This is a genomic window from Rhizobium sp. 862_C5_N1_2 (assembly GCF_051811205.1).
Classification (GTDB): Bacteria; Pseudomonadota; Alphaproteobacteria; order Rhizobiales; family Rhizobiaceae; genus Rhizobium; species Rhizobium leguminosarum.
This window is the reverse complement of sequence record NZ_JBPWPT010000001.1, coordinates 4,839,740-4,864,083: the sequence shown is the minus strand read 5'-3', so window position 1 is coordinate 4,864,083 and position 24,344 is coordinate 4,839,740. Positions and strand designations below refer to the sequence as shown.

26 protein-coding genes are annotated in these 24,344 nt (G+C 61.9%); 16 read left to right on the top strand and 10 right to left on the bottom strand.

Annotated elements, in window-relative coordinates; genetic code table 11:
* Positions 1-44: 44 nt before the first annotated feature.
* The gene (locus ACD590_RS23885) at positions 45-941 is read right to left on the bottom strand and encodes a LysR family transcriptional regulator (RefSeq protein WP_182563592.1); all 897 of its coding nucleotides are present in this window, start codon (positions 939-941) and stop codon (positions 45-47) included.
* 128 nt (positions 942-1,069) lie between these two features.
* Here ACD590_RS23885 and ACD590_RS23880 point away from each other — a divergent pair, with 128 nt between their 5' ends.
* From ACD590_RS23880 to ACD590_RS23870, 3 genes are read left to right on the top strand one after another with little or no spacing between them, the layout of a single operon-like run.
* Positions 1,070-1,441 carry an Atu4866 domain-containing protein gene (locus ACD590_RS23880; protein ID WP_439003452.1) on the top strand — a complete coding sequence of 124 codons (372 nt, stop codon included), beginning with the start codon at positions 1,070-1,072 and terminating at the stop codon, positions 1,439-1,441.
* Positions 1,442-1,499: 58 nt separating this feature from the next.
* Positions 1,500-2,351 carry an oxidoreductase gene (locus ACD590_RS23875; protein WP_439003451.1) on the top strand — a complete coding sequence of 284 codons (852 nt, stop codon included), beginning with the start codon at positions 1,500-1,502 and terminating at the stop codon, positions 2,349-2,351.
* A 58-nt stretch (positions 2,352-2,409) separates the two neighbouring features.
* Positions 2,410-3,144, top strand: a complete 735-nt coding sequence (locus tag ACD590_RS23870) for an SDR family oxidoreductase (protein ID WP_283185869.1) — start codon at positions 2,410-2,412, stop codon at positions 3,142-3,144.
* A gap of 60 nt (positions 3,145-3,204) precedes the next feature.
* On the opposite strand, the gene ACD590_RS23865 is transcribed toward ACD590_RS23870, so the two are convergent.
* The gene (locus tag ACD590_RS23865) at positions 3,205-3,768 is read right to left on the bottom strand and encodes a methylated-DNA--[protein]-cysteine S-methyltransferase (protein ID WP_026188582.1); all 564 of its coding nucleotides are present in this window, start codon (positions 3,766-3,768) and stop codon (positions 3,205-3,207) included.
* Positions 3,769-4,012: 244 nt separating this feature from the next.
* Here ACD590_RS23865 and ACD590_RS23860 point away from each other — a divergent pair, with 244 nt between their 5' ends.
* The 3 genes from ACD590_RS23860 to ybaK all read left to right on the top strand — a co-directional run bounded on the left by ACD590_RS23860 (position 4,013) and on the right by ybaK (position 6,046).
* Positions 4,013-5,074, top strand: a complete 1,062-nt coding sequence (locus tag ACD590_RS23860; RefSeq protein ID WP_028731752.1) for a succinylglutamate desuccinylase/aspartoacylase family protein — start codon at positions 4,013-4,015, stop codon at positions 5,072-5,074.
* A 115-nt stretch (positions 5,075-5,189) separates the two neighbouring features.
* A complete protein-coding gene (locus tag ACD590_RS23855; RefSeq protein WP_028731753.1) occupies positions 5,190-5,540 on the top strand; it encodes an ArsC family reductase in 351 nt (116 codons plus the stop codon).
* A 32-nt stretch (positions 5,541-5,572) separates the two neighbouring features.
* On the top strand, positions 5,573-6,046 hold the full coding sequence (gene ybaK, locus ACD590_RS23850; RefSeq protein ID WP_028731754.1) for a Cys-tRNA(Pro) deacylase: 474 nt from the start codon (positions 5,573-5,575) through the stop codon (positions 6,044-6,046).
* A 69-nt stretch (positions 6,047-6,115) separates the two neighbouring features.
* On the opposite strand, the gene ACD590_RS23845 is transcribed toward ybaK, so the two are convergent.
* Positions 6,116-6,559, bottom strand: coding sequence for a MarR family winged helix-turn-helix transcriptional regulator (locus ACD590_RS23845; RefSeq protein ID WP_028731755.1), 444 nt, complete (start codon positions 6,557-6,559; stop codon positions 6,116-6,118).
* 82 nt (positions 6,560-6,641) lie between these two features.
* Between ACD590_RS23845 and ACD590_RS23840 the strand changes: the two genes are divergently transcribed.
* Positions 6,642-7,325 (top strand): glutathione S-transferase family protein, encoded by a 684-nt coding sequence (locus ACD590_RS23840; protein ID WP_028731756.1) that lies wholly within the window; start codon positions 6,642-6,644, stop codon positions 7,323-7,325.
* Between the two features lie 126 nt (positions 7,326-7,451).
* Positions 7,452-8,705: an aminopeptidase gene (locus tag ACD590_RS23835; protein ID WP_439003450.1), complete on the top strand. Its 1,254-nt coding sequence runs from the start codon at positions 7,452-7,454 to the stop codon at positions 8,703-8,705.
* Positions 8,706-8,924: 219 nt separating this feature from the next.
* Here the strand turns inward: ACD590_RS23835 and ACD590_RS23830 are convergent, their stop codons facing one another.
* Both ACD590_RS23830 and xseA read right to left on the bottom strand, forming a co-directional pair.
* Positions 8,925-9,518 carry an NAD(P)H-dependent oxidoreductase gene (locus tag ACD590_RS23830; RefSeq protein WP_439003449.1) on the bottom strand — a complete coding sequence of 198 codons (594 nt, stop codon included), beginning with the start codon at positions 9,516-9,518 and terminating at the stop codon, positions 8,925-8,927.
* 2 nt (positions 9,519-9,520) lie between these two features.
* Complete coding sequence (xseA, locus tag ACD590_RS23825) at positions 9,521-11,101, bottom strand: exodeoxyribonuclease VII large subunit (protein WP_439003448.1); 1,581 nt, start codon at positions 11,099-11,101, stop codon at positions 9,521-9,523.
* 441 nt (positions 11,102-11,542) lie between these two features.
* Between xseA and ACD590_RS23820 the strand changes: the two genes are divergently transcribed.
* Positions 11,543-11,788, top strand: coding sequence for a hypothetical protein (locus ACD590_RS23820; protein ID WP_018244396.1), 246 nt, complete (start codon positions 11,543-11,545; stop codon positions 11,786-11,788).
* Between the two features lie 129 nt (positions 11,789-11,917).
* On the opposite strand, the gene ACD590_RS23815 is transcribed toward ACD590_RS23820, so the two are convergent.
* Complete coding sequence (locus ACD590_RS23815) at positions 11,918-13,765, bottom strand: hypothetical protein (RefSeq protein WP_018447921.1); 1,848 nt, start codon at positions 13,763-13,765, stop codon at positions 11,918-11,920.
* Positions 13,766-13,925: 160 nt separating this feature from the next.
* Here ACD590_RS23815 and ACD590_RS23810 point away from each other — a divergent pair, with 160 nt between their 5' ends.
* Together ACD590_RS23810 and ACD590_RS23805 are read left to right on the top strand one after the other, a co-directional pair.
* Entirely contained in the window at positions 13,926-14,936 is a 1,011-nt protein-coding gene (locus ACD590_RS23810; protein ID WP_166480713.1) for a glycosyltransferase, read from the top strand.
* On the top strand, positions 14,933-15,310 hold the full coding sequence (locus ACD590_RS23805; RefSeq protein ID WP_131702116.1) for a GtrA family protein: 378 nt from the start codon (positions 14,933-14,935) through the stop codon (positions 15,308-15,310). The genes ACD590_RS23810 and ACD590_RS23805 overlap by 4 nt, the downstream gene beginning before the upstream one ends.
* Positions 15,311-15,414: 104 nt before the next feature.
* Here the strand turns inward: ACD590_RS23805 and ACD590_RS23800 are convergent, their stop codons facing one another.
* The gene (locus ACD590_RS23800; protein ID WP_018244392.1) at positions 15,415-16,401 is read right to left on the bottom strand and encodes a Gfo/Idh/MocA family protein; all 987 of its coding nucleotides are present in this window, start codon (positions 16,399-16,401) and stop codon (positions 15,415-15,417) included.
* Positions 16,402-16,580: 179 nt separating this feature from the next.
* On the opposite strand from ACD590_RS23800, the gene ACD590_RS23795 reads away from it, so the two are divergent.
* Both ACD590_RS23795 and ACD590_RS23790 read left to right on the top strand, forming a co-directional pair.
* Complete coding sequence (locus ACD590_RS23795) at positions 16,581-17,528, top strand: aldo/keto reductase (protein ID WP_028731764.1); 948 nt, start codon at positions 16,581-16,583, stop codon at positions 17,526-17,528.
* A 14-nt stretch (positions 17,529-17,542) separates the two neighbouring features.
* Positions 17,543-17,992 carry an N-acetyltransferase family protein gene (locus ACD590_RS23790; protein ID WP_427146286.1) on the top strand — a complete coding sequence of 150 codons (450 nt, stop codon included), beginning with the start codon at positions 17,543-17,545 and terminating at the stop codon, positions 17,990-17,992.
* Positions 17,993-18,035: 43 nt separating this feature from the next.
* Here ACD590_RS23790 and ACD590_RS23785 read toward each other — a convergent pair whose 3' ends face one another.
* The gene (locus tag ACD590_RS23785) at positions 18,036-18,728 is read right to left on the bottom strand and encodes a hypothetical protein (RefSeq protein ID WP_028731766.1); all 693 of its coding nucleotides are present in this window, start codon (positions 18,726-18,728) and stop codon (positions 18,036-18,038) included.
* A 113-nt stretch (positions 18,729-18,841) separates the two neighbouring features.
* Here ACD590_RS23785 and ACD590_RS23780 point away from each other — a divergent pair, with 113 nt between their 5' ends.
* Complete coding sequence (locus ACD590_RS23780; protein ID WP_028731767.1) at positions 18,842-19,339, top strand: YciE/YciF ferroxidase family protein; 498 nt, start codon at positions 18,842-18,844, stop codon at positions 19,337-19,339.
* 45 nt (positions 19,340-19,384) lie between these two features.
* On the opposite strand, the gene ACD590_RS23775 is transcribed toward ACD590_RS23780, so the two are convergent.
* Positions 19,385-20,293, bottom strand: a complete 909-nt coding sequence (locus tag ACD590_RS23775) for a LysR family transcriptional regulator (protein ID WP_018244388.1) — start codon at positions 20,291-20,293, stop codon at positions 19,385-19,387.
* A gap of 124 nt (positions 20,294-20,417) precedes the next feature.
* Here ACD590_RS23775 and ACD590_RS23770 point away from each other — a divergent pair, with 124 nt between their 5' ends.
* Together ACD590_RS23770 and ACD590_RS23765 are read left to right on the top strand one after the other, a co-directional pair.
* The gene (locus tag ACD590_RS23770; protein ID WP_439003447.1) at positions 20,418-21,413 is read left to right on the top strand and encodes an aldo/keto reductase; all 996 of its coding nucleotides are present in this window, start codon (positions 20,418-20,420) and stop codon (positions 21,411-21,413) included.
* Positions 21,414-21,504: 91 nt separating this feature from the next.
* Positions 21,505-21,864: a nuclear transport factor 2 family protein gene (locus tag ACD590_RS23765; RefSeq protein WP_105007961.1), complete on the top strand. Its 360-nt coding sequence runs from the start codon at positions 21,505-21,507 to the stop codon at positions 21,862-21,864.
* A gap of 54 nt (positions 21,865-21,918) precedes the next feature.
* On the opposite strand, the gene pheT is transcribed toward ACD590_RS23765, so the two are convergent.
* On the bottom strand, positions 21,919-24,342 hold the full coding sequence (pheT, locus tag ACD590_RS23760; RefSeq protein WP_439003446.1) for a phenylalanine--tRNA ligase subunit beta: 2,424 nt from the start codon (positions 24,340-24,342) through the stop codon (positions 21,919-21,921).
* Positions 24,343-24,344: the final 2 nt, after the last annotated feature.

The following is a 24,344-nucleotide window of genomic DNA, read 5'->3' as shown; positions in this document are numbered from 1 at the left end:
TCCGCCATCTCAGGCGTTGCACCTTGCGATCGAAGATCGCAAGTCTAGAGCCTGTCAAACCTGCGCACATAATCGACCAATGCGCGCAGCTTCAGTGGCTGCCTCTGGCGCCTGGGATAGTAGAGATAGAATCCCGGGAATGGGGGGCAGAAATCCTCCAGCAGCGGCACGAGCTCCCCGCGTTCGATATAGGATTGGAAGGTTTCCACCATGCCGAAGGTGATGCCTGCTCCCGCGCAGGCCATGCGGATCATCATTCCCATGTCGTTGGTCGTGACGACGGGATCGACGGAGACGTCGAAGTCGCGATCATTCTCGGTGAATTCCCAGCGATAAGGCGCCGTATCCGGGCGTGGCCGCCATCCGATGCAGGCATGGTTCTGCAACTCGCGGGGATGGCGGGGATGGCCGCGGCGCTCGAGATAGCTGCGGGATGCGGCCGCGCATTGTCGCTGCGCTTCGGAGACTGAAATCGCGATCATGTCCTGCTCGATCACTTCGCCCAGCCGGACACCGGCGTCGAAGCCGGCCTCGACGATATCAAATTCGTCATCGGTGATGGTGATATCGAGTTTGATGTCGGGGCAAGCTTCCATGAAACCGGCCAGTAACGTGCCGGACAGGAAGTTCTCGGCGATCGAGGAAACGGTGATCCGCAGCAGGCCGCTCGGGCGCGCCTGCATTTCCCGCACCGTCTGCATTGCATCCTTGACCTGCCGGACCGATGGACGAACCGCGTCGAAGAACACTTCGCCGGCTTCGGTCAGGCTGACGCTGCGGGTCGTGCGCTGGACCAGGGCGACGCCAACCCGATCCTCCAGGCGCTGCAGGGCCTGGCTGACGGCGGAGCGGGTGACGCCAAGCCGCTCGCCGGCAAGGCGGAAGTTCCGCGCCTCGGCCACCGCAAGAAAAACTGAAATGCCTTCGAGATCATCGACCATTGGTTAGCAATTCTAACCAAGGCATCCTGGATTGGCAACTTAATCGCCGCGGATGGGCACGCTATCTTTCAAGTCGAGATCAACGCCAAGACCCACGCATCGGCAGATCTTCTTCGAAAGGCAAGGCAATGCGAAGGATTCTCAAAAGCCCGGTTCTGCAGTTTTTCACGGCGGTCACCCTGGCTGGCACGGCGACCAGTTCGTCCGCCACCGATGCCGTGAACGACCGAGATCAGCAGCAACAAACAAGCGAGAACAGAATGCAGCAACACCCCTATGTCGGCATGTGGGTTACGGATGATGGCCGCGTCCGCCACGAACTTTTGCCGAATGGCCGTTACGACGAAGCCCGCGGAAACCGGGAAAGCGCCTATCGCGGCCGCTACGAAGTCACCGGAAGCCACATCGAATACTGGGATGACACGGGCTTCACGGCCGACGGCGATTTCGTCGACGGCAATACCCTCCATCATGGCGGCATGGTGCTTCGCCGCAAATGACGCGCGGCCTGAAAGGCAAAGTCACCAAGGATAAGGCCGCATTTGCCGGCCGGAAAGGATGACGATCATGTCTTCCCCAGCACCCACCTGGTTCATCACCGGCGCATCGTCCGGCCTCGGCCGGGCACTCGCCGAAGCGGTCCTGGCGGGCGGCTGGCGCGCCGCCATGACGGCGCGCAGACCCGAGACCCTGGCAGATCTCACGGCAGAGCACGGCGACCGCGCGCTTGCCCTTGCACTCGATGTGACGGACAGCAACTCCATAGCCGGCGCGGTTCATGACGCCGAAACGCATTTCGGCGCAATCGACGTCCTCGTCAACAATGCCGGCTACGGCTACCTCTCGGCGATCGAAGAGGGCGACGATGCCGAGATACGCGCTCAGTTCGAGACCAATGTGTTCGGTTTGATCGCTGTCACCAAGCAGGTTCTGCCGGGCATGCGCTCACGCCGGCAAGGACATATCTTCAACGTCTCTTCGCTCGGCGGGCTCGTCGCTTTTGCTGCAACCGGCTACTACCACGCCACCAAATTCGCGGTCGAAGGCTTGTCGGAATCGCTTTCGCATGAGGTCAGGCCGCTTGGCATCGATGTGACGATCCTCGAACCGGGCGCCTTCCGCACGGATTGGGCCGGCCGGTCGATGGTCGAATCCAGTACGATCATCGACGACTATGCCGAGACATCCGGCAAGCGGCGCCAGGCCACCCGCTCGGTCTCCGGCAACCAGCCGGGCGATCCGGTGCGAGCCGCGACAGCAATCATATCGGCGTTCGAGGCGGACGAGCCGCCGCTGCGCCTGCTGCTCGGCGCACCTGCCCTGAAGATCGCCCGCGAACGACTCGATGCGCTGCGCGCAAATTTCGAAGCCTGGGCGGAGACGACGCTCAGCGCCGATTTCCCAAGCTAAACCCCAAGAAAACCCTCAGCCGCATCGCCAGGCGAGCGGCCTGCAAATGGAGCTTGAAATGTCTGATATCAAAGGAAAAGTCATTGCCATCACCGGAGCCAGCAGCGGCATCGGAGAGGCTGCGGCAAAGGTGCTGGCTGCCGCAGGCGCCCATGTCCTGATTGGCGCGCGCCGCACCGAGCGCCTGGAGGAACTCGCCGCCGACATCGCGGCAAAGGGTGGGTCGGTGCGCCTGCAAAAGCTTGACGTCACCGACCGGGCGGATGTGGAAGCCTTCGCAGGCTTTGCCAAGTCCGAATTCGGCCGGCTGGACGTTATCGTCAACAATGCCGGGGTCATGCCGCTCTCGCCGCTAGACGCCCTCAAGGTCGACGAGTGGGACCGGATGGTCGACGTCAATATCAAAGGCGTTCTCTACGGCATCGCGGCGGCCCTTCCGATCATGAAGGCGCAGGGATCGGGGCAGATCATCAACCTGTCTTCGATCGGCGGCCACAGCGTCTCTCCGACCGCCGCCGTCTATTGCGCGACGAAATTCGCAGTGCGGGCGATCTCGGACGGGCTGCGGCAGGAAACCGATCGCATCCGGGTGACCGTCATCTCCCCCGGCACGACGACATCGGAACTGGCCGAGACGATCACCGATCCGACGGCGCGGGATGCCATGAAGGCGTTCAGGGCGATCACGATCAACCCCGAGGCCATCGCCAATTCGATCCTCTACGCCGTCAGCCAGCCTGATGATGTCGATGTCAGCGAGATCATCATCCGGCCGACAGCCAGCCCGCATTGATCCGCTGAGATTTTGCCAAAGCAATTCCAGCAAAGTCTAGAGCGGTTTTGCTGAACTGCTCTAGAAACCCAGCGACTGCTGGGCAGGCGGTGGCGGCGCAAGGTTGACGCCTTCGAGTTCCAGCATGCGGGCTTTCGACGACGAACCGCCGGGAGCGGAGAAGCCGCCGATCTTGCCGCCGGCGGCCAGCACCCGGTGGCAGGGGATGATCAAAGCGACCGGGTTCTTCGCCATCGCCTGACCGACGTCGCGGGCGGCTTCCGGCCCGACGCCGAGCTCCTTCGCCAGCGCGCCGTAAGTGGTCGTGCGACCCCAGCCGACACGCCGTGCCGCCGCATAAATATCCCGGAAGAAGGCATCCTGACCGGCAAGATCGAGTTCGACGCCGGAAAAATCCGTCTCCTCGCCCTGGAAATAGCGCTTCACCGCAGCGACCGTCTCGAGCACAGCAGGCGTCGGTGCGCCGGATTCGGCATCCGACAGGCGGCGCAACAGCAGCCGTTCGGTCGCTTCCGCTGATTTGGTCGGCAGCTGGAAGCGGGTGATGCCGGCATCGCTCCAGGCGATGCCGCAGAAACCGCTCGCGGTTTCGAAGATGAGATAGTGGTGCATTGTCTCAGCCATGACAAAGGCTCCGCGTTTGCGATGACCCATAAAATCGTATGAGACGGCCGCTGTTTCAACCCGTTTCTTGCGCGCGCCGGGCTTCCCGGAAAGATCGCGATGCTGCAATGTCGGTCGAACGTCCACTTCAGCCGCTTCTCTCCGACCGCAAGGCCGTGCCGCTGATGCGCTTGGCCACGGCTTGCGCTTGCCTAGCTTCTGCGCATAAAGCTCGTTCAGGTGTTGCACGGGGAGCGAAATCAGCATGGACGTTTCAGAGATCATCATCCCTGGAGATACGCCGGGAACGGAGTGGCGGCTGCCGGTGCTGCGCTTTACGGGCGGCGATCCGAAGGCGCCGAAGACCTATATCCAGGCGGCTCTGCATGCCGGCGAGCTGCCGGGAACGGTGCTCTTGCATTTCCTCTGCGAGAGGCTGCGGCAGGCGGAAAGCCAGGGCGCGATCGCCGGCGATATCACCCTCGTGCCGCAGGCCAATCCGATCGGTGCGGCGCAGTCGCATTTCGGCGAATTGCAGGGCCGTTTCGACTTGGGCTCGCGCACCAATTTCAACCGGGATTTCCCGCTGATCTCCGTTGCGGATCGCGCCACGCTGATCGAAGACCTCGATGATTATCCGGCTACCGACAGATTGAAGCGGCAGTTGCTGCACATGGCGCTCGGGGCTGATCTCGTGCTCGACCTGCATTGCGACGACGAATCCCTGCAATATGCCTATATCGACGAGGCCTTCTGGCCGGAGGCGGCCGATCTCGCCGCTTCACTCGACATGGAGGCCGTGTTGCTTTCGGACGGCGAAAGCTCGGCCTTCGAGGAGGCCGTCGGCTTTGCATGGAAATATGAAGTTCCCGGCGAGCGCCAATCCCGGCTGCCCGGCAAACTCTCCGTCACTGTCGAGCTGCGCGGCAAGCGCGATGTCGATCCGGTGCTGGCGAAAAAGGATGCCGACGGGCTCTGGAACTTCCTCGCGACACGGGGGATCGTCAGTGACGGGAAGCCAGCGGCAACGCCATTTTCCGGTCCGGCCGTGCCGCTCGATAATATCGAGATCATTCGCACTCCAGAAGGCGGCGCCGTGCTTTTCCATCGCGATATCGGTGAGAAGATTGCGGAAGGCGACCGCCTAGTGACGATCGTCACCCGGCCGGGACAGCCGGGCGGCAGCATCGAGCTCACCGCGCCGCAGGACGGGCTGATCCTGACCCGAACCTCCGACCGGCTGGTGCGGCGGCGCGGCGACCTGATGAAGATCGCCTGCGACGAACCCAGCAAGGCCTCCCGCAAGGCCGGCACGCTGGAGAATTGAACGGGGCCGTGTCCTGCTGCGATTGTCGACGCGCTCGGGGATAAAACGTCGCACGGCGTTTGCGCCGGCCTTCGTGCATGTTATCTCGCTGGCATCACAGGGAGATCGATCGGGCATGGCCGTCACCATCTATGGCATCAAGAATTGCGACACGATGAAGAAGGCCCGCAGCTGGCTGGAAGAACACAGCGTCGCCTATGAATTTCACGATTACAAGGCGCTGGGTATCGACCGCGCCCATCTCGAAGCCTGGATCGACCAAGCCGGCCTCGACACCGTGCTCAACCGCGCCGGCACCACCTTCCGCAAACTGCCCGATGCCGACCGCGAGAACCTCACCCGGGAGAAAGCAATCCAGCTGATGCTCGACCAGCCGTCGATGATCAAGCGGCCGGTGCTGGAGGTGAAGGGCAAGCTGCTGATCGGCTTCAAGCCGGAGATTTACGCCGGTACGCTCGGAGGCTGACAGGCGGTCCGCTGAGCTCACGAGGGAAAGAGATGTCCAAGACCACGCGCGCGACACAGCTTCTTTCGCAGGCGGGCGTCGCCTTCACCATCCATGCCTATGACTACGACCCCAATGCTGAGCGTGTCGGGCTGCAGGCGGCCGAAGCGCTCGGCGAGGCGCCGCATCGGGTGTTGAAGACGCTGATGGCGGAAGTGGACGGCAAACCGGTCTGCGTCGTCGTGCCGTCGGACCGCGAGGTCAGCATGAAGAAGCTTGCCAGCGCCTTTCACGGTAAATCGGCCAACATGATGAAGCCTGCCGATGCCGAGCGGCTGACGGGCTATCATGTTGGCGGCATCAGCCCGTTCGGCCAGAAGAAGACCGTGCCGACGGCGATCGAGGAAGCCGCCCTTGGCGAACCGCTGGTCTATATCAATGGCGGGCAGCGCGGGCTGCAGGTGCGGCTTGATCCGAAGGCTGCGTTGAAGGTGCTGAAAGCGGTCGCCGCGCCGCTGATTGCCTGATCGGAGCATGATGCCGAAAAGTGTAAGCGGTTTTCGGACGACATCATGCTCTGACTATTGAAGCCTGTTCTAGAGGAAGCGGTCGAGCAGGCCGACGATCGTCTTCGCCTCGTTTTCGGCAAGCTTGCAGCCGACATGGGTCTCGATCGATCTGGCATAGACGGTCCACATGCGCTCGCGAAGCTTTCGGCCGGCATCTGACATCACCACCCAGCGGCCGCGTCCATCCTCAGCGAAGGCCTCGCGCCGGACCAGCCCCTCTTTTTCCAACCGATCAATCAGCCGGGAAAGATTATACTGTGCCAGCAATGTCCGCTCTTCGATCTCGTAAGGGCGCAGCTTGCCATTTTCCGAGCGCGTCAATTCCCAAAGCACGTCGTACCAGGCAAGCGGCGGCATGCCGGCCGCTTTCAGATCGGCTTCAATGGCAGCGAGCAACCGTTCGCGGGCGCGCATGATGCTCGTCCAGGCAGAGGTGACCGCTTCGCTCGGATTCGACGTTTTTTCGGACATAAATGCAATTACATCTATCTTGAATTCCGTCGCAAGCGATATTAGATGCAGCTACATCTATCATCGCCGCATGGAGACCGTCATGAGCAAACTTACCCTCGTCAGCCATCATCTCTGCCCCTATGTGCAGCGCGCCGCGATCGCGCTTCTCGAAAAGGGCACGCCCTTCGAGCGCATCAACATCGATCTTGCCAACAAGCCGGACTGGTTCCTGCAGATCTCGCCGCTCGGCAAGGTGCCGCTGCTGCGGATAGAGGAAGAGGACGGCAGCAAGGCGATGCTGTTCGAAAGCAGCGTCATCTGCGAATATCTGGAGGAAACGCAGCCGGGCGTCGCGCTGCATCCCAAACACCCGCTGACGCGTGCCCGCCATCGCGGCTGGATGGAATTCGGCTCATCCGTGCTTTCCGATCTCTGGGGTTACGAGACAGCTGAGGACGCCGCGCAACTCGAGGCCAAGCGCAAGGCGCTCATCGCCAAATTCACCACGCTCGAGGGTGTGCTGACGGATGGGCCTTATTTCGCCGGCAACGACTTCAGCCTCGTCGACGCCGTCTTCGCGCCGGTCTTTCGGTATTTCGATCTCTTCGACACGCTCGGCGACAGCGGCATCTTCGAAGGGCTCGAGCGGGTGGCGCGCTGGCGCAAGGCGCTCTCCGAGCGGGCGAGCGTCAGGGCCGCCGTCGGCGCGGACTACCCGCAGCGGCTGATGGAATTCCTCGAAAAGCATAACTCAATCCTGCTCAGGCAAGCTGCCGCCGCGTGAAGCGCGTCCGGCGGCCGGACATATATCCGGCCGCTTGCAATTCGGCGGCAATACGCTTCATTTTCGCCGCAAACGGGTCTAAGTCTTCCAGCCTCCCACCGTCGATGACAGAAGGCAGGTTGAACCATGACTTTCATGCCCCAGAGCCAGAACACCGTTGATCCCGTCAAGCTGGAAAAGCTTGCGGAAGTCGCCATCAAGGTCGGGCTGCAACTGCAGAAAGGTCAGGATCTGGTGATCACCGCACCTGTCGTGGCGCTGCCGCTGGTTCGCCTGATCACCAAGCACGCCTATCAGGCCGGCGCAGGGCTGGTCTCCGCCTTCTATTCCGACGAGGAGACGTCACTGGCGCGCTATCAATATGGCAGCGACGAGAGCTTCGACCGCGCCTCCGGCTGGCTCTACGAGGGCATGGCCAAGGCCTATGCCAACGGGGCAGCCCGCCTCGCGGTCGCCGGCGACAATCCGATGCTGCTATCCGAGCAGGATGCCGGCAAGGTCGGCCGCGCCAATCGCGCCAACTCCACCGCCTATAAGCCGGCGCTGGAAAAAATCTCGAATTTCGACATCAACTGGAACATCGTCTCCTATCCGAACCCATCCTGGGCCAAGGTGGTCTTCCCCAACGATCCGGAACCGATTGCGATCGCCAAGCTCGCCAAGGCGATCTTTGCCGCCTCGCGCGTCGATGTCAGCGATCCGGTCGCCGCCTGGACCGAACACAATGCCAATCTCGCCAAGCGCTCCGCCTGGCTGAACGGCGAGCGTTTCGCCTCGCTGCATTTCAAGGGACCGGGCACCGACCTGACGGTCGGCCTTGCCGACGGGCATGAATGGCATGGCGGCGCGTCTACCGCCAAGAACGGTATTACCTGCAATCCGAATATCCCGACCGAGGAAGTCTTCACCACGCCGCATGCGCTGCGCGTCGAAGGCCATGTGTCGAGCACCAAGCCGCTTTCGCACCAGGGCACGCTGATCGACAATATCCAGGTGCGTTTCGAGGGCGGGCGCATCGTCGAAGCCAGGGCCTCGCGTGGTGAAGAGGTCTTGAACAAGGTGCTCGATACCGACGAGGGCGCACGCCGGCTCGGCGAAGTGGCGCTCGTGCCGCATTCCTCGCCGATCTCGGCCAGCGGCATCCTGTTCTACAACACGCTGTTCGACGAAAACGCCTCGTGCCACATAGCGCTCGGCCAGTGCTATTCCAAATGCTTCCTCGATGGCGCGACACTGAGCCAGGAGCAGATCAAGGCGCAGGGCGGTAATTCCAGCCTGATCCATATCGACTGGATGATCGGCTCCGATAAGGTCGATATCGACGGCCTCAAGCCTGATGGCTCGCGGGTTCCGGTGATGCGGCAGGGCGAATGGGCCTGAGCGGCATCCTCGTGGGCTGACTGAGCCAGACGCTGGCGCACCACAACTAGCCCTCATCCTTGTACGTTGCTGATCATGTAGAATGCGATTGTGCGACGTAGGAGGATGAGGCTGGAGGGAGGGCGTGCCGGCCCCACGGCATCGCGACAAGCGATCATCCTCTCTGTTTTTTTTAGCAATCCGAACGCAAACCCGCGGCACACGTTTGCTGGAATTGCTTTAGCGGATCGCCGATAGCAGCTTGCGCACGCGATCGAGATGCATCGTCCGCTTTGCATCGGTGGCGCGGTCCATGTCGTGCAGGCCGAGCATCTTGAAATTCAGCCGCTTCGAGCAGAAGGCGGCGATGCCGCGCTTCAAGAGCCGGCGCACCGGATCGCCCATATAGAGACGCACCAGCCACCAGGGCGAGCCTGTCGTCGTCAGCGCATAGAGCAGCCGGATATTGGTCAGCTGCGGCACGATACGGCCGCCGGCGGCGTCATGGCTGAAGGCAACACCGGGGGCGAAAACACGGTCGAAGAAACCCTTCAGGATGGCGGGGAAATTGAACCACCATTGCGGAAAGACGAGGATCAGGCCATCGGCCGCCTTCAGGCGGACAACGATATCGGCAACGGCTGAGGTGTCATAGGGCACGTCGAAATAGCCGCGGCGTTCAGCTTCGGAAAGGCGCGGGTCAAAATTCTCGGCATAGAGATCGAGCAGATCGACGACATGGCCGGAGGCTTCCAGTGCTTCGCGGGCCGTTCGCGCCACCGAGGCGGCGAAACTGTCCTCCAGCGGATGGGCAAGCACCAGCAGGATCCGCATTGTCAGAACAGGCTTCCCTGCTTCGGCGGTTCTGCGGGTTTTGCGCTGCGCTTCTTGGCACCGGCCGGCGGTGTGCCGCCTTCCGTGGTCATGGCGCCGACACGACCGTCGGCGAATTCGATGGCGATGCCCATGCCGGCGGAGAGTTGAGCAGCCTGCGAGACCGGCCTGTTATCCTCATCGCGAATGACGGCGTAACCGCGCTTCAGCACGTTCTTATAGGAGAGCGACTGCAGCACGCGGTCCTGCGAAGAAAGCTCGGCGCGCGCACGGGTCAGCTGGTGGCGGATCGCCGTATCGGCATGGCGCGAAAGATTGCCAAGGCGTTCGCGGCCGCGGTCGGTCTGGGTCTTCAGCCGGGCAGGCAGCGAGGCGAGGATGGCTTCGGCGCGGTCAACGCGTGATTTCGAGCGGTCGATCAGCCGCTCGACCATGCGCTCGGCCCGGGCCATGCGCTCGTTCAGCGTCTGGCGGCGCTCGGCGATGCGGCCGGACAGCAGATCGGGGCGCAGATGCGAGCCGACGCGCTCGAAGCCGCGGCGCTTGTTGAGGGTGTTGAGCTCCAGCCCGCGGCCGAGGCCGGTCGCCGCCTCGTCGAAGCGGCGGCGGGGCAGCGCCAACAACTGATCGAGCGACGGCAATGCCCGCATCAGCGCGCGTACCGATTGGCGGCGCTGATCCATTTGCCGGTTCATGCAGCCCTGCAGGCGTGCCGCAAGAGCGGCGGCCTGCGCCTCGAGCTCCGCCTTGACGGGCACCGCCATTTCGGCAGCCCCTGTCGGCGTCGGAGCACGGACATCGGCGGCATAGTCGATCAGCGTCCAGTCGGTCTCATGGCCGACGGCCGAGATCAGCGGTATTTCGCTTTCGGCCGCAGCGCGCACGACGATTTCGTCGTTGAAGCTCCAGAGATCTTCCAGACTGCCGCCACCGCGCGCGACGATCAGCACATCCGGGCGCGGAATGGCGCCGGCCGGCTCCAGCGCGTTGAAGCCGCGGATGGCGTTCGCCACCTCCTCACCGGATCCCTCGCCCTGAACCTTCACCGGCCAGACAAGGACGTGCACGGGAAAACGATCGGAGATGCGGTGAAGAATATCGCGGATCACCGCGCCGGTCGGCGAGGTGACGACGCCGATTACGCTGGGCATGAAGGGCAGCCGCTTCTTGCGGGCGGCATCGAACAGGCCCTCGGCACCAAGCTTGCGTTTGCGCTCCTCGATCAGCGCCATCAGCGCGCCGGCGCCGGCCGGTTCCAGCGTCTCGATGACGATCTGATATTTCGAGGAGCCCGGAAAGGTGGTGACCTTGCCGGTGGCGATGACTTCCATGCCTTCTTCCGGGCGGAACTTCAGCCGCGAGAAGGTGCCCTTCCAGATGACGGCGTCGATGCGGGCGCGGTCGTCCTTCAGCGCGAAATAGGCATGGCCCGAGGAGTGCGGCCCACGATAGCCGGAGATCTCGCCGCGCACGCGAACCTGGTCAAAGGCGGTTTCGACGGTGCGCTTGATCGAGCCGGAAAGCTCCGAAACCGAATATTCGGCAAGGTTGGTCGGCGAATCGCTGTCGAAGACGTTGCTCATCCCTCCTTTCTAACGCATCGGCCCGAATATCAGAATCGATTTTCGGAAAGCACGATGCGTAGATTCAAAATGTTACAGCGTCCTTTGCGCGAAAAGACGCGCGGCGCTGTATGTCGATCAGCGGTAAACGGGAAGGTCGGCATTGGGGGCGGGGCTTGGTTTTCCCGGCCGTTGAAATCGTTGGCGGGAGGGTTCGTCGCCGTTGCGTCGAGCGCGCTCGTCTCAACGCATCCTGCACATGCACTCGTTGCAGCCAGGTGGACAAACAACAAAATCGAGTAAATCTGTTTTGTTGCGGAACGTATAGTTAGACAATGCGTTTCACATGAAAGGGATTGCTAACCACCGTAATACAAAGGCTTTTCGGCAAAGCCTGCCGGTAAATCTTTGTTAGTTGGCGCTTCCTATGCTTCCCCTCGTTATCTCTGGGAAGGTGCTGATATGATTATTCTCACAGCAGCAGCATTGGGCATCAGCGCCGGGCAAATGCGCTCGGCTGGCGTGATCGCGTTGGTCGCCGCGTTGATCGGAATGACATTCGCGCTGGCGGCGATAACCTCGCCCGGCCCGGTGTCCATTCTGGCATTCGTCTATGCCGTGCTCGGCTATAATGGCGGCCTCATGCTCTTCGTGCTCGGGCTCTTTGCCAATCAGCGCCTCCGTCGCGCCACGCGTGTCTCACACTGAAAGCGCGTCGCGATCTTTCAGATCGCTCCTCGCGCTTTAGGCCCTTATCTCAAAATGCATGTCGTTATCGCAAAACCGCCGCACAGTTTTGCGCGACATGCTTTATTCCATCCTTGAAACTTGCCGGCGTCAATTCATCGCCGGCCGATAGCGAAAGAATTGCACGCCCACGTCGGCCGCCTTCGGAAGCGGTTCCAGATAGGGCGGGATATTCCCCTTGCCGAGCTGCGCATAGAGCCCATCCGGCTTCAGCTTGGCGATCTCGCGCGTCTGCAGGTCGCCGGGGCAGAAGGCAAGCGCCGTCACGCCAGTCCCCTTCAGGAAGGCTTCCGCCTCCTGCGGCTCCGCCATGCCGATATGCAGTTCCGTCAGCATGCCGCCCTGATTGCGATGATAGGGCGCGGAGAGAACCCGGTTCTTGGTGAAGCGGAGGATCGGCACGCCCATTTCCGACGGCGCGGAGACCAGTCCGGCCGGAAGCCCGGCGAGCGGCGCCAGCGCCTCTTGCGATGTGCAGGAAATTTCCTTTGGCGGCTTCGCTGCCTTCTTCTGGGCAGCATTTTCCATCTGCAGCGAGATAAACCCGCCTCCGACGGCCCAGGCGGCCGGAGCACTGGCGAGCACCGTCACGATATAGATGAAGGCGGCGGCGACATTCTCGCTGTCGCCGTTGGAGATGCGCTTGATATCAATGATCAGCAAGGCAAGCGGCAGGATCGAGATCAGGTTCGAGAACGTGGAACCGCGCACCTGGACCAGTGCGATTGCCCAGCTCGTCATCAGCAGGAAGAGCAGGATCAGGTGGATCTGCACGCGGTCACGTTGAATGACGCGGAAGATGCAGACGGCGATACCGAACAGGCCGGCCGCATAGAAGCCACCGATCGAGAAGGGATCGGTGCGCCCGATAACGAAAAACGACTGCGCTTCCGATACATTCCTCAGCCAGAGCTCGACCAGCATCGGATCGAGACTGGCCAGCGGATCGCTCAGGCATTGCGGTGCGATCACGATCGCCGAACCGAAAACACCGGCGCCGACGACGGCGAGCGCGGCAAAGCGCAGGGGCCGGCGCAGGCGGCTGGCAAAAACCGCCGAAAACAACAGCAAGCCGCCGCCGATCGCCGCCAGGCTGTAATAGCCGAGCGAGAGATTGTCGCAGGTGACCATTGAATAAAGCCGGGGCGGCACTGTTGCGAAGAAGAGGATGCTGATCGCAATCGCCAGCGCCAGCCCGAAGGCCCTCGCGGCGGCAGCGAAATCTTCGCCCTCCCATGCCCAGAGCAGGGCAATGGTCAGGCAGACCGCGGCGACGAAAGGTGTCGTCTCGGCGCCGATGGCGATGGCAACCGCTGCCGCGATGCCGGCGACCGCATAACTCCAGGCGCGACGCTCGGGATCCAGCAGCATCGCGATCATCGTCGCGACCAAAGCCAGCTGCGCATTGTGATGATCGATGGCGCCCGGCGCGAAACGGTTTCCGGTGTAGATCGCAAGACCGGTCAAGCCGAGACTGATGTGCATGGCGGCAACGCCGCCGATGCGCCGACCGGCAACCGCCATGGCGAGCATAGCGGGCAGGATGAGCGATACCGGCCAGACGCCGAGCGCCAGCGCCTCGGCCATCTCATGGGGTACAAACAGGCCGAAGAACCAGATCAGCGAGGCGATCGGCAGGTCGATCAGCCGCGACCAGTGCATCAGCGTGCCGCCGTCGAGGCCGAGACGGTATTGCATCAGATCGAACCAGCCCTGCCCAGCCAGAAAATCTCGAACTTCGACGAGACGCATTCCGTCGTCATTGTCGGGGCCGACGTAATCGGTGGCACCGGAAAGCTTGGTGATGAGGATGGCGGCCGCAAGGATGACGCTATAGGCGATGACGGTTGGCCAGAGACGCGTCAGCAGGCCGCGTACCCCGCCCCTGGGGGCGCCGGTCACGGAGGATGCATGGGCGATCGACTGCACAGCGTTCATTGTGGTTAGCGGTTCGTTTCCAGATAGCGAAGCTTAGCCGCCGCCGATCAAGAAAGTGTAAAGCCGTTTGTGGCAGCTGCCGATTTTGCCTGCGTCATAGGGTCTTATTAACGGCGCGTGATTTAGGCTGGGCGCGGCTTTAAGTGTAACGAGTAGAGTCATGGCCCGATCGCGTACCGACAATCTGAATATTGCCGTCCTGCTTCCCTGCTATAATGAAGCGGCGACGATCGGCCCTGTCGTCCAGGGCTTCCGGGCGACGCTGCCCGATGCTGCGATCCATGTCTACGACAACAATTCCACCGACGGCACCGCTCTGCAGGCAATGCTTGCCGGCGCGCATGTCGTGCGCGAGCGGCGCCAGGGGAAGGGCCATGTCGTGCGCCGCATGTTCGCCGATATCGACGCCGACATCTACATCATCGCCGACGGTGACGGCACCTATGCCCCGGAGGATGCCGAAGAGCTGGTGCGCACGCTGCTGACGGAGCGCGCCGACATGGTGGTCGGCACTCGCCGCGGCGTGCATGACGATGCCGGCCGTCAGGGTCATGCGATTGGAAACCGGCTTTTCAACCTGCTCTACCGGATGATCTTCGGCCCTGACTTCACCGATATCTTCTCCGGCTACCGCGCGTTTTCGCGCCGCTTCGTCAAGAGTTTCCCGGCTGTATCAGGCGGCTTCGAGATCGAAACCGAGATGTCCGTGCATGCCTCACGGCTGAAGCTGCCGGTCAGCGAGCTGGAGCTCGACTACGGTCGCCGGCCGGAAGGCTCGCATTCCAAGCTTTCGACATTCCGCGACGGCGCCAAGATCCTCTGGATGTTCGCGATGCTGATGAAGGAAACCCGGCCCTTCGCCTTTTTCAGCGCAATCAGCGCCACCTTCATGCTGGCGAGCCTCGGCTTCATGGCGCCGGTGCTGGCGGAATATTTCGAGACGGGTCTCGTCAGCCGCATGCCGACCTGGGTGCTGTCGACGGCGCTGATGATGATATCCTTCATGCTGTTTACCGCCGGCGTCATCCTGGATTCCGTTGCGCGTGCCCGCGCCGAACAGCTTCGTATCCATTATATGGGCCTGGAGAGGCCGAGCGCGCTGAAGGCGCCGCTCAGCGACGCAGGGCCGGTATCGCGCGCGCGTCCCGGCAAAAAGGCGGATGCGGCATGAAAAAGCTCATCCGCTTCACTATTGCCGGCGGCATCGGCTTCCTCGTCGATGCCGGCATCCTGTCGGCGCTGCTCCATCTGACGCCGCTCGGGCCGTTTCTGGCGCGGCTCATTGCGATCGCCTTCGCCATGGCCGCGACCTGGGCTTTCAACCGGCGCTTCACCTTCGATCGCACCGGCCGTTCGCTTGCCGCCGAAGGTTTCCGCTACGGCTCGGTCGGGGTGACGGCAGCGCTGGTCAATTACGGGCTCTATTGCGCCCTTCTGCTGTCGCTGCCGGCACTTCAGCCGCTTGCGGCCATGGTGGTCGCCAACCTCGCCTCGATGGTCTTCAGCTTTTTCGGCTATTCGCGCTTCGTCTTCCGCGCCGAGTGATTAGAGCGCCGCGCGTCCAAAAAGACGCGCAAAGGACGCTCTAACACTTTAAATTGGCCCATAATCCTTTCCGAAAATCGATCCCGATTTTCGGGGGTTATGCGCTAGACTGCCTCCCAGCCGTCCTTCTCGCTGGCGCGATAGATCGCGTCGATCACCTTCTGGTTCAGCTTCGAATTTTCGAGCGTGACGATCTCTTCCTTGCCGTTCGTCACCGCCCGGGCGAAGGCCTCGACCTGCCGCTTGTACTGGCGGCTGTCCTGGAAGCGGAAGATGCGCGATTCCCTGTGGCTGCGGTCGGCAAGCTCGATCTCTTCCGGGCCCCAGCGATTGGCGTTGAACGGCGACTTGACCTCGATGTAACCTTCGGTGCCGTGAAAGACCATGACCTGACGGTTGGCCATCTGCGTCGAGATATAGAAGCTCAGCTCGAAATCGCCGAAATCGGCCTTGACGCTCGAATAGATATCCGTGCCGAAATCCGCATCGCGCTCGGTGATCGCCTGGATCCAGAGCGGCTCCTTGCCAGTGGAAAAGCGCGTGCTCATGACGGGATAGACGCCGATATCGGGAAGGCCACCACCGCCGAGCTCGGGAACGTTGCGCATATTGGCGGGGTCGCGGTTGAAATAGGTGAAGGCGCCCTGCACATGCCGGAGCGACCCGATCGCGCCCTCATCGATCAACGAGCGCACCTTCTGCCAGACCGGCGAATAGTTGATCATATAGGCTTCGGTGACCACCACCCGGTTGCGGTCGCGAGCGGCGATCACGTCGTCGATATCGCCTGATTTCAGCGCCAGCGGCTTTTCGCAAAGCACGTGCTTGCCGGCATCGGCTGATTTGATCGACCATTCGATATGCTGCGAGGTCGGCAGCGGGATGTAGACGGCGTCGATGACGTCGGAGGCCAGCATCTCCTCGTAGGAGCCGAAGGCATGCGGCACCGAGAAGCGATCGGCCATCTCCCTTGCGCGCGTCAGATCACGGCTGGCAATCGCCGTGACGACGCAATTTTCCGCATCCTGGATCGCCGGAACGACATTGTCGCGGCCGATCTTCGCCGTTGAAATGATACCGAAGCGCAGCATGATCCAAGCCTCCCAAACAGATTTCCGCGAACCATATTCAGGCCTTGGCTGCGGCGCAATGGCGCGACCTGAAATCACGGAAGTTTGCCTTCCCGGATGCCCGGAATGCGCTAGGTTCTGTCAGGGCGGCGTTCTGCCGTATTCGCGATTTCAATTCCTTCACACTTCTGGAGAGCGTTATGGAAATGCGCCGGCTTGGAAAAACAGGTCTTTCGGTCGCGCCGATCGTCATCGGCGGCAATGTCTTCGGCTGGACGGCCGACGAGAAAACATCCTTCGCCATTCTCGACGCCTTCTTCGATGCGGGCCTGAACACGATCGATACGGCCGATGTCTATTCCGCCTGGGTTCCGGGCAACAAGGGTGGCGATTCCGAGGAGATCATCGGGCGCTGGCTAAGCCAAGCCAGGGTTTCCCGCGACAAGGCTGTCATCGTCACCAAGGTCGGTTCCGACATGGGACAGGGAAAGACGCTGAAGGAGACCTATATCCTCAAGGCGGTCGAGGATTCGCTGCGCCGGCTGCAGACCGACTATATCGACCTCTATCTCTCGCACTGGCCGGATGCCGATACGCCGCACGAGGAAACGCTCGGCGCCTTTGCCAAGCTGAAGCAGCAGGGCAAGATCCGCGCCATCGGCTGCTCGAACTATGATGCGAAACTGCTTCAGGCCTCGTTCGACGCTGCCGAGAAGGCCGGCCTGCCGCGTTACGATGTGCTGCAGCCGGAATATAATCTCTATGAGCGCGCCAGCTTCGAGGGGCCGCTTGCCGATCTCTGCGTCAAGGAAGACATCGGCGTCATCACCTATTTCAGCCTCGCCGCCGGCTTCCTCACCGGCAAATACCGCAGCAAGGCCGATACGGAAGGCCGCGCGCGCGAGGGCCGGGTTTCGAAATATTTTGATGACAAAGGCCTGCGCATCCTGGCCGCGCTCGACAAGCTTTCGGCCGAAACCGGCGCCAAGCCCGCGGAAATTTCGCTCGCCTGGCTGCTGCGCAAGAAGGGCGTGACGGCGCCGATCGCCAGCGCGACCAGCCTTTCGCAGCTTGAAAGCCTGGCGAAATCGGCGACACTTGCGCTTTCCGATGACGCGATGGCGCTGCTCGACCAAGCCGGCGCCTGAAAGAAAGAGACGCCATGACCGTGACGATACGCGAGGCCCGCCCCGAGGACGAAGCCCGCTGGCGCGAACTTTGGGCGGCCTACCTTGCCTTTTACGAAGTCGCGGTCGATGCCGATATCACCGATCAGACATGGCGTCGGGTCTTCGATCCGGCGTCGGCAATCGCGATGCGTGTCGCCGAGGTCGACGGCAGGATGATGGGCTTTGCGCTCTATCTCACGCATGAGGGCACGTGGATCCGCGGCAAGGACTGCTATCTCGAAGACCTGTTCGTCGATGCCGAAGCGCGCGGCAAAGGCGTCGGGCGGGCACTGATGGACGATCTCGTTTCGACCTGCAAAGCCAAGGGCTGGTCGCGGCTCTACTGGCATACCAACGAGCAGAACAGGACGGCGCGGGCGCTTTACGACAGCTATGTCGAAAGCGACGGTCACATCCGCTATCGCATCAGCTTCACTGCATAATTCCTTAAACCGGAACCGATTAAGGATAAAATTATTTAGCAGTTCAAGGTGTTACAGCGTCCTTTGCGGCTCTCGAAAAGACGCGCGGCGCTGTAAGCGATGGAAAACCCGCATACCATTTGGAATGATCGCCTGCCCAATTGGCCATGCCGGGTTTGGTGAGGATGCCGCGCGGGCAGACATAACTCTGGATCACCCGTTTCGGCCGTTCGTGCCATTGGATATTGAAGGCCCAGAGCTTGGGGAAGAAGCAGAGCGAGGCATAAGGCAGGTGGTCGTGAATCCACCAGGCGAGCCGCTGCCAGTCGCTTTCCTCGTGGTAGTGGTCGATCATCCATGGCACGGCAATGCAGACGGCTGCGCCCATGCAGCCGTCAAAGTCCCTCATATCCCAGATGTGATGCGCTGATGTGGCGGCATTGGTCGAGCAGTTCAGCTTGTTCTCATTGCCGAACCTGTTGACCGCGGGCGAGCGATAGCCGGAACGGATATGCAGGCGCCCGAACGTTGCCTCTAGCGGCTCCAGCAATTCCCCGCAGAGCCTCTTGCCCGCCTCGATCGCCAGATCGGGATCCTCGGGGATATTGGGGATGCGGTAAAAATCGGCGATTTCAGAGTGCAGGAAATCGCGGAGGAAGAAGTTTTGCGACAGCCGCACGCGGCCAAGTTCCTCCAGACCCTTCATCGAATTCGGCTTTCGCATGACTTTACCTCCCACATCGACGGCAGGAATCATCGCCCGGCACCGATTTCCAGTCCACCCGAAATCGATCGGGAACAATTAGCGTGGTCTTCTCTTCTTAATGTGTCGCCGCATTCGCGGTTTTCCCCAGAACAAGGATCGAGAAAATGGCCAAGGAAAAGACGTTGGAAGATCTCTTCTACGACACCCTCAAGGACATCTACTTTGCCGAACGGCAGATATTGCGCGCCCTGCCGAAGATGGCACGCGCCGCCCAATCCCCCGAACTGAAGAAGGGCTTCGAAAAGCACCGTGAGGAAACCGAAGGGCAGGTCGAGCGCCTGCAGCAGGTTTTCGAGCTGATCGGCAAACGCGCCCAGGGCAAGACCTGCGAGGCAATCCAGGGCATCATCGCCGAGGGCGAGGAAATCATGGAGGAATTCAAGGGCACGTCAGCTCTCGATGCCGGCCTGATTTCTGCGGCTCAAGCCGTCGAGCATTATGAAATCGCCCGCTACGGCACGCTGAAGACCTGGGCCGCGACGCTCGGTCTGAAGGAGGTCGTCGGCCTGCTCGACCAGACGCTGCAGCAGGAAACGGCCACCGACAAGACCCTCTCCCAGCTCGCCACCACGGCGGCAAACCAGAAGGCAAAGGCTGCCTGATGCACACGGCGCCCTAATAAAAACGGGCGGCCCGGTCCCCATTCCTTACCGGCCGCCCGTATCCTGCGCGCTGTATCTGAAGAAATCGATGAAGGCGCGCAGCGCCGGGCGCATCTGCCGCCGAGTGGGATAATAGAGAAACGGCCCGGAATAGGGCGCGCACCAATCCTCCAGCACCCGCACAAGCTTGCCGCTCGCCAGTTCGGCATTAACCCGCATGTCGAAGAGATAGGCAAGACCCGCACCGTTCAGCGCTGCGAGCAGGGCCAGCCGATCCTCGCTGACGATCAGCGGCCCGTCGACCGAAACGACAAGTTCCTGCCCGTCCTTTTCGAATTCCCAGCGATAAATGGAGCCATTGGTGAAGCGCCGCTTGATACAGCGGTGATGGACGAGATCACGCGGATGCTCCGGCTTCGGATGATGCTCGAAATATTCGGGCGAAGCGGCGATCACCGTCGTCAGATTGGGCGAGACCCTGACCGCGATCATATCAGCCTCCAGGCTCTCCTCCAGCCGGATACCGGCATCGAAACCCTCCTTGACGATATCGGTGAAGCCATCCTCATTGGCGATCTCCAGGGTAATATCGGGATAGAGATTGAGAAAATCGCCGAGGCGCGGGGCGAGCAGGAGATCGGAGGCGAAGCGCGGCGCAGTGATGCGCAGGTTTCCGGCCGGCTTGCCGCGCGTATCGCGGACGGCCTCCAAGGCAATATCGATCTCCTCGAGTGCGGGACGAAGTCTTTCGAGAAGCAGGCGGCCCTCCTCCGTTGGCGCGACGCTGCGGGTAGTGCGCGCCAAGAGCCGCACCCCCAGACTTTCTTCGAGGCTGGAGATCGCATGGCTGACGGCCGAGGGTGCGACGAGGAGTTCCTTCGCCGCGGCCCGGAAGCTGCGATGCTCCGAGACGGCGGCGAGAACGGCGAGTTGTGAGAGCTGTGTTCTGTTCATTGATCGAAATGATAGAACAACCTGTTAGAAACTGCATGTATTTTCTGATTGATGCCGCAGCGATATGGTCTGCCGGTACCGCAACGATCCGTTAGCGGTTCAAAATCAGCTCAAGGAGCGCATCATGAAAACCCGGAAACTCGGAAACGATCTTACCGTCTCTGCCGTCGGTCTTGGCTGCATGGGCATGAGCTTTGCCTATGGCGCCAGCGACGACGCGGAATCGATCAAGACACTGCATCGCGCCATCGATCTCGGCGTGACCTTCTTCGACACCGCCGAAGTCTATGGTCCCTTTACCAACGAGGTTCTTCTTGGCAGAGCGTTGAAGCCGTTCCGCGACCGCGTGGTGATCGCCACCAAATTCGGCTTCAAGATCGACGCCAGCAAGCCGGGTATTGCCGCCATCGCCGGCGTCGACAGCCGCCCCGAGCACGTGCGGGTGGTGGCCGAGGCCTCGCTGAAACGCCTCGGCATCGAAACCATCGACCTCTTCTACCAGCACCGGGTCGATCCCGACGTGCCGATCGAAGAGACGGTCGGCGTCATGGCAGAGCTGGTGAAGGAAGGGAAAGTCCGCGCGCTCGGGCTTTCGGAAGCCGGCAGCGCCACCATTCGCCGCGCGCATGCGGTCCATCCGATCGCAGCCCTCCAGAGCGAATATTCGCTCTGGACGCGCGATCCCGAAGAGGAGGTGCTTGCGACATGCCGCGAACTCGGCATCGGCTTCGTGCCCTACAGCCCGCTGGGGCGCGGCTTCCTGACCGGGGCGATCCGCAAGGCGGAGGATCTCGACGCGGACGATTTCCGCCGGCAGGTGCCGCGTTTCCAGGCGGAAAATTTCGACGCCAATGCCGCTCTCGTCGCGACGCTCGAGCGGCTTGCCGCCGAGAAAGGCATGACGACAGCACAGCTGGCGCTGGCCTGGGTGTTGAACCAGGGCGACGACATCGTGCCGATCCCCGGCGCCCGCAAGCTTCATCATCTCGAACAGAACGCCGCGGCCGCCGATATCGTGCTGAGCCCGGCGGAACTTGCGAGGCTTGAAGAGGTCATCCCAGCCGGGCAGGTTGCCGGCAAGCGCTATTCGGACGCCTCGCTTGCCATGACGAACATCTGAACCTGAAAAGCCCGGTCGGCCACAACCGGCCGGGCTTGCCTTCGGGGCTGGCGAAACTATCTAACGCCATCTCGAAGAACGGGATGAAAATATGTCGGACAGGCAGGCAGTCGAACAGACGGTTCATCTCTATGTCGAAGGCATGGCCTTCGCCAATGAGGCAGCCTTGAAAAAGGCCTTTCACCCGAAAAGCTCGATCATCGGCCATTACGAAAATGCCGTCGAATGGCTGACGCGGGACGAATTCATCGCTGCGATCCTGGCGGAGGAGCCGGCGCCGCCCGGCACGCAGCCCTACATGGATATCCAGAGCGTCGACGTCGAGGGCGATGCGGCAAGCGTCAAGGTCACCGACGATTTCGCCGGAATGCGCTTTACCGATTATCTCTCGTTGCTGAAGATCGACGGCCGCTGGACGATCGTCAGCAAACTCTTCCATCTGCATCTGTGAAAAGACCGGCCGCTATTGGCGACCGGTCCATTGTTTGACGACGTTGGGTGAAGCTCAGCTTCTGAGGACACCGCCGGTGAATTTCGTGACGCTGGCGACGATCTTCTGCGTCAGCGCCTCGAAATCTTCGTCCGTCAGCGTGCGCTCGACCGGCTGGATCTGCACCTCGATCGCCACCGACTTCTTGCCGTCGCCAACCGATGCGCCCTCGAAAATGTCGAAGACATTGACGCCGGTCACCAGCTTGCGGTCGGCGCCTGTTGCGGCCTTGACGATGGCGCCGGCTTCCACCGTTTTGTCGACGACGAAGGCGAAGTCGCGCCGTACCACCTGGAAAGGTGACAGTTCGAGCGCCGGCTTGGTGCGCGTCGCCTTGCGCTTGGCGTCAGGCATGGCGTCGACATAGACTTCAAAGCCGCAGAGCGCGCCGGAAACATCGAGCGCTTCCAGCGTCAGCGGATGGAATTCGCCGAAATAGCCGAGCACGACCTTCGGCCCGATCTTGATCGTGCCGGAGCGGCCGGGATGATACCATTCCGGCCCGCCCTGCTCGATCTGGATATTGCCCATCGGCAGGCCGCAGGCTTCGATGACGGCGAGCGCGTCGGCCTTGGCGTCGAAGACGTCGACAGGCTTGCCGCCGCCCTTGGCGACGTTCGACCAGGCGCGACCGGCGCCGGCAAGCGAGGCTGTGCCGCGGCGGATACCGCCGGCCACGCGGCGCTGACCGTCCGGCCGATCATTCTCATAGGTGCCGGAGACCTCGAAGAGGGCGACGTCGGCGTAACCCTTGTCGGCATTGCGCTGGGCGGCAGACAGCAGGCCCGGCAGCAGCGAGGGGCGCATATCCGACATTTCGGCGGCGATCGGGTTGGCAAGCTTGAGGGCCGGCGAACCGCCGCCGAACAGCTTTGCCTGGTCTTCCGGAATGAAGGACCAGGTGACGGCTTCGAGCATGCCGCGCGCGGCCAGCGCCCGCTTGGCAAGGCGGGTGCGGATCTGCAGCGTCGTCAGGATCTTGCCGTTGACGGCCGCGTGACTTTCGAGCGGCGCCGGCTTGATATTGTCGACGCCGTGGATGCGCATGACCTCTTCGACGAGATCGGCCTTGCCGTCGACATCGGGACGCCAGGAGGGAACGGCGACGGAGACCCGCTCGCCGGAACCGGAGACCGTGAAGCCAAGACGCGTCAGAATCGTGTTGCTTTCCGCATTCGAGACGTCGAGGCCGGTCAGACGCTTGACCTCCGAATAGGGGAAATCGACGATCTTCGGTTCGTAACCTTGGTAACCGACGATCTCGGCCTTGGCGGGTTTGCCGCCGCAAAGCTCCAGCACCAGTTCCGTCGTGCGTTCGAGACCGGGGATCATGTACTCCGGATCGGCGCCGCGTTCGAAGCGGTAGCGGGCGTCGGTGATGATGCCGAGGCTGCGGCCTGATTTGGCGATGTTCATCGGGTCCCAGAGGGCGGATTCGATCAGCACGTCGACGGTATTTTCGTCGCAGCCGGAATGTTCGCCGCCCATGATGCCGCCGATCGATTCGATGCCATCCTCATCGGAGATGACGACGTTGTTCGGCGAGAGCTTGTATTCGCGCTGGTCGAGCGCCAGAACCGTCTCGCCTTCGGCGGCACGGCGGACGGTCAGGTTGCCCTTAATCTTGGCGGCATCGAAGACGTGGATCGGCCGCCCCTGATCGAAGGTCATATAATTGGTGACGTCAACAAGCGCGTTGATGGGGCGCAGGCCGATGGCGATCAACCGCTGCTGCATCCAGCGCGGGCTCGGGCCGTTCCTGACGCCGCGCACGAGGCGGAGCGCAAAACCCGGGCAAAGCTTCGGGTCGTCGAGATCGAGCGTCAGCTTCACCGACGTCTCGCCTTCGACAGCGAAGGACGGTGCGGGCCGCGTCTTCAGCGTACCGAGACCGGAAGCGGCGAGATCACGGGCGATGCCGTGGATGCTGGTGCAATCCGGCCGGTTGGGCGTCAGGTTAATCTCGATGAGGGGATCGTCGAGATGAGCATAGGCGGCATAACTCTGGCCGACCGGCGCATCTTCGGGCAGATCGATGATGCCGTCGTGACTGTCGGAGATCTGCAACTCCTTTTCGGAGCACATCATGCCATGGCTTTCGACACCGCGGATATTGCCGACAGCGAGCGTCACGTCGATACCGGGAACATAGGTTCCGGGCGCTGCAAAGGCGCCGACAAGACCGGCGCGCGCATTCGGGGCGCCGCAGACGACCTGGACCGGCGCGCCGGAACCGGTATCGACCATCAGCACCTTCAGCCGATCGGCCTGGGGATGTTTTTCGGCCGAGACGACCCTGGCGATAACGAAGGGCTTGAATGCCGCCTTGTCGTCGACGTCCTCGACCTCCAGTCCGATCTCGGTGAGGCGCGTGCAGATTTCATCGAGGCCGGCATCCGTTTCCAGATGCTCTTTCAGCCAGGAGAGCGTGAATTTCATCG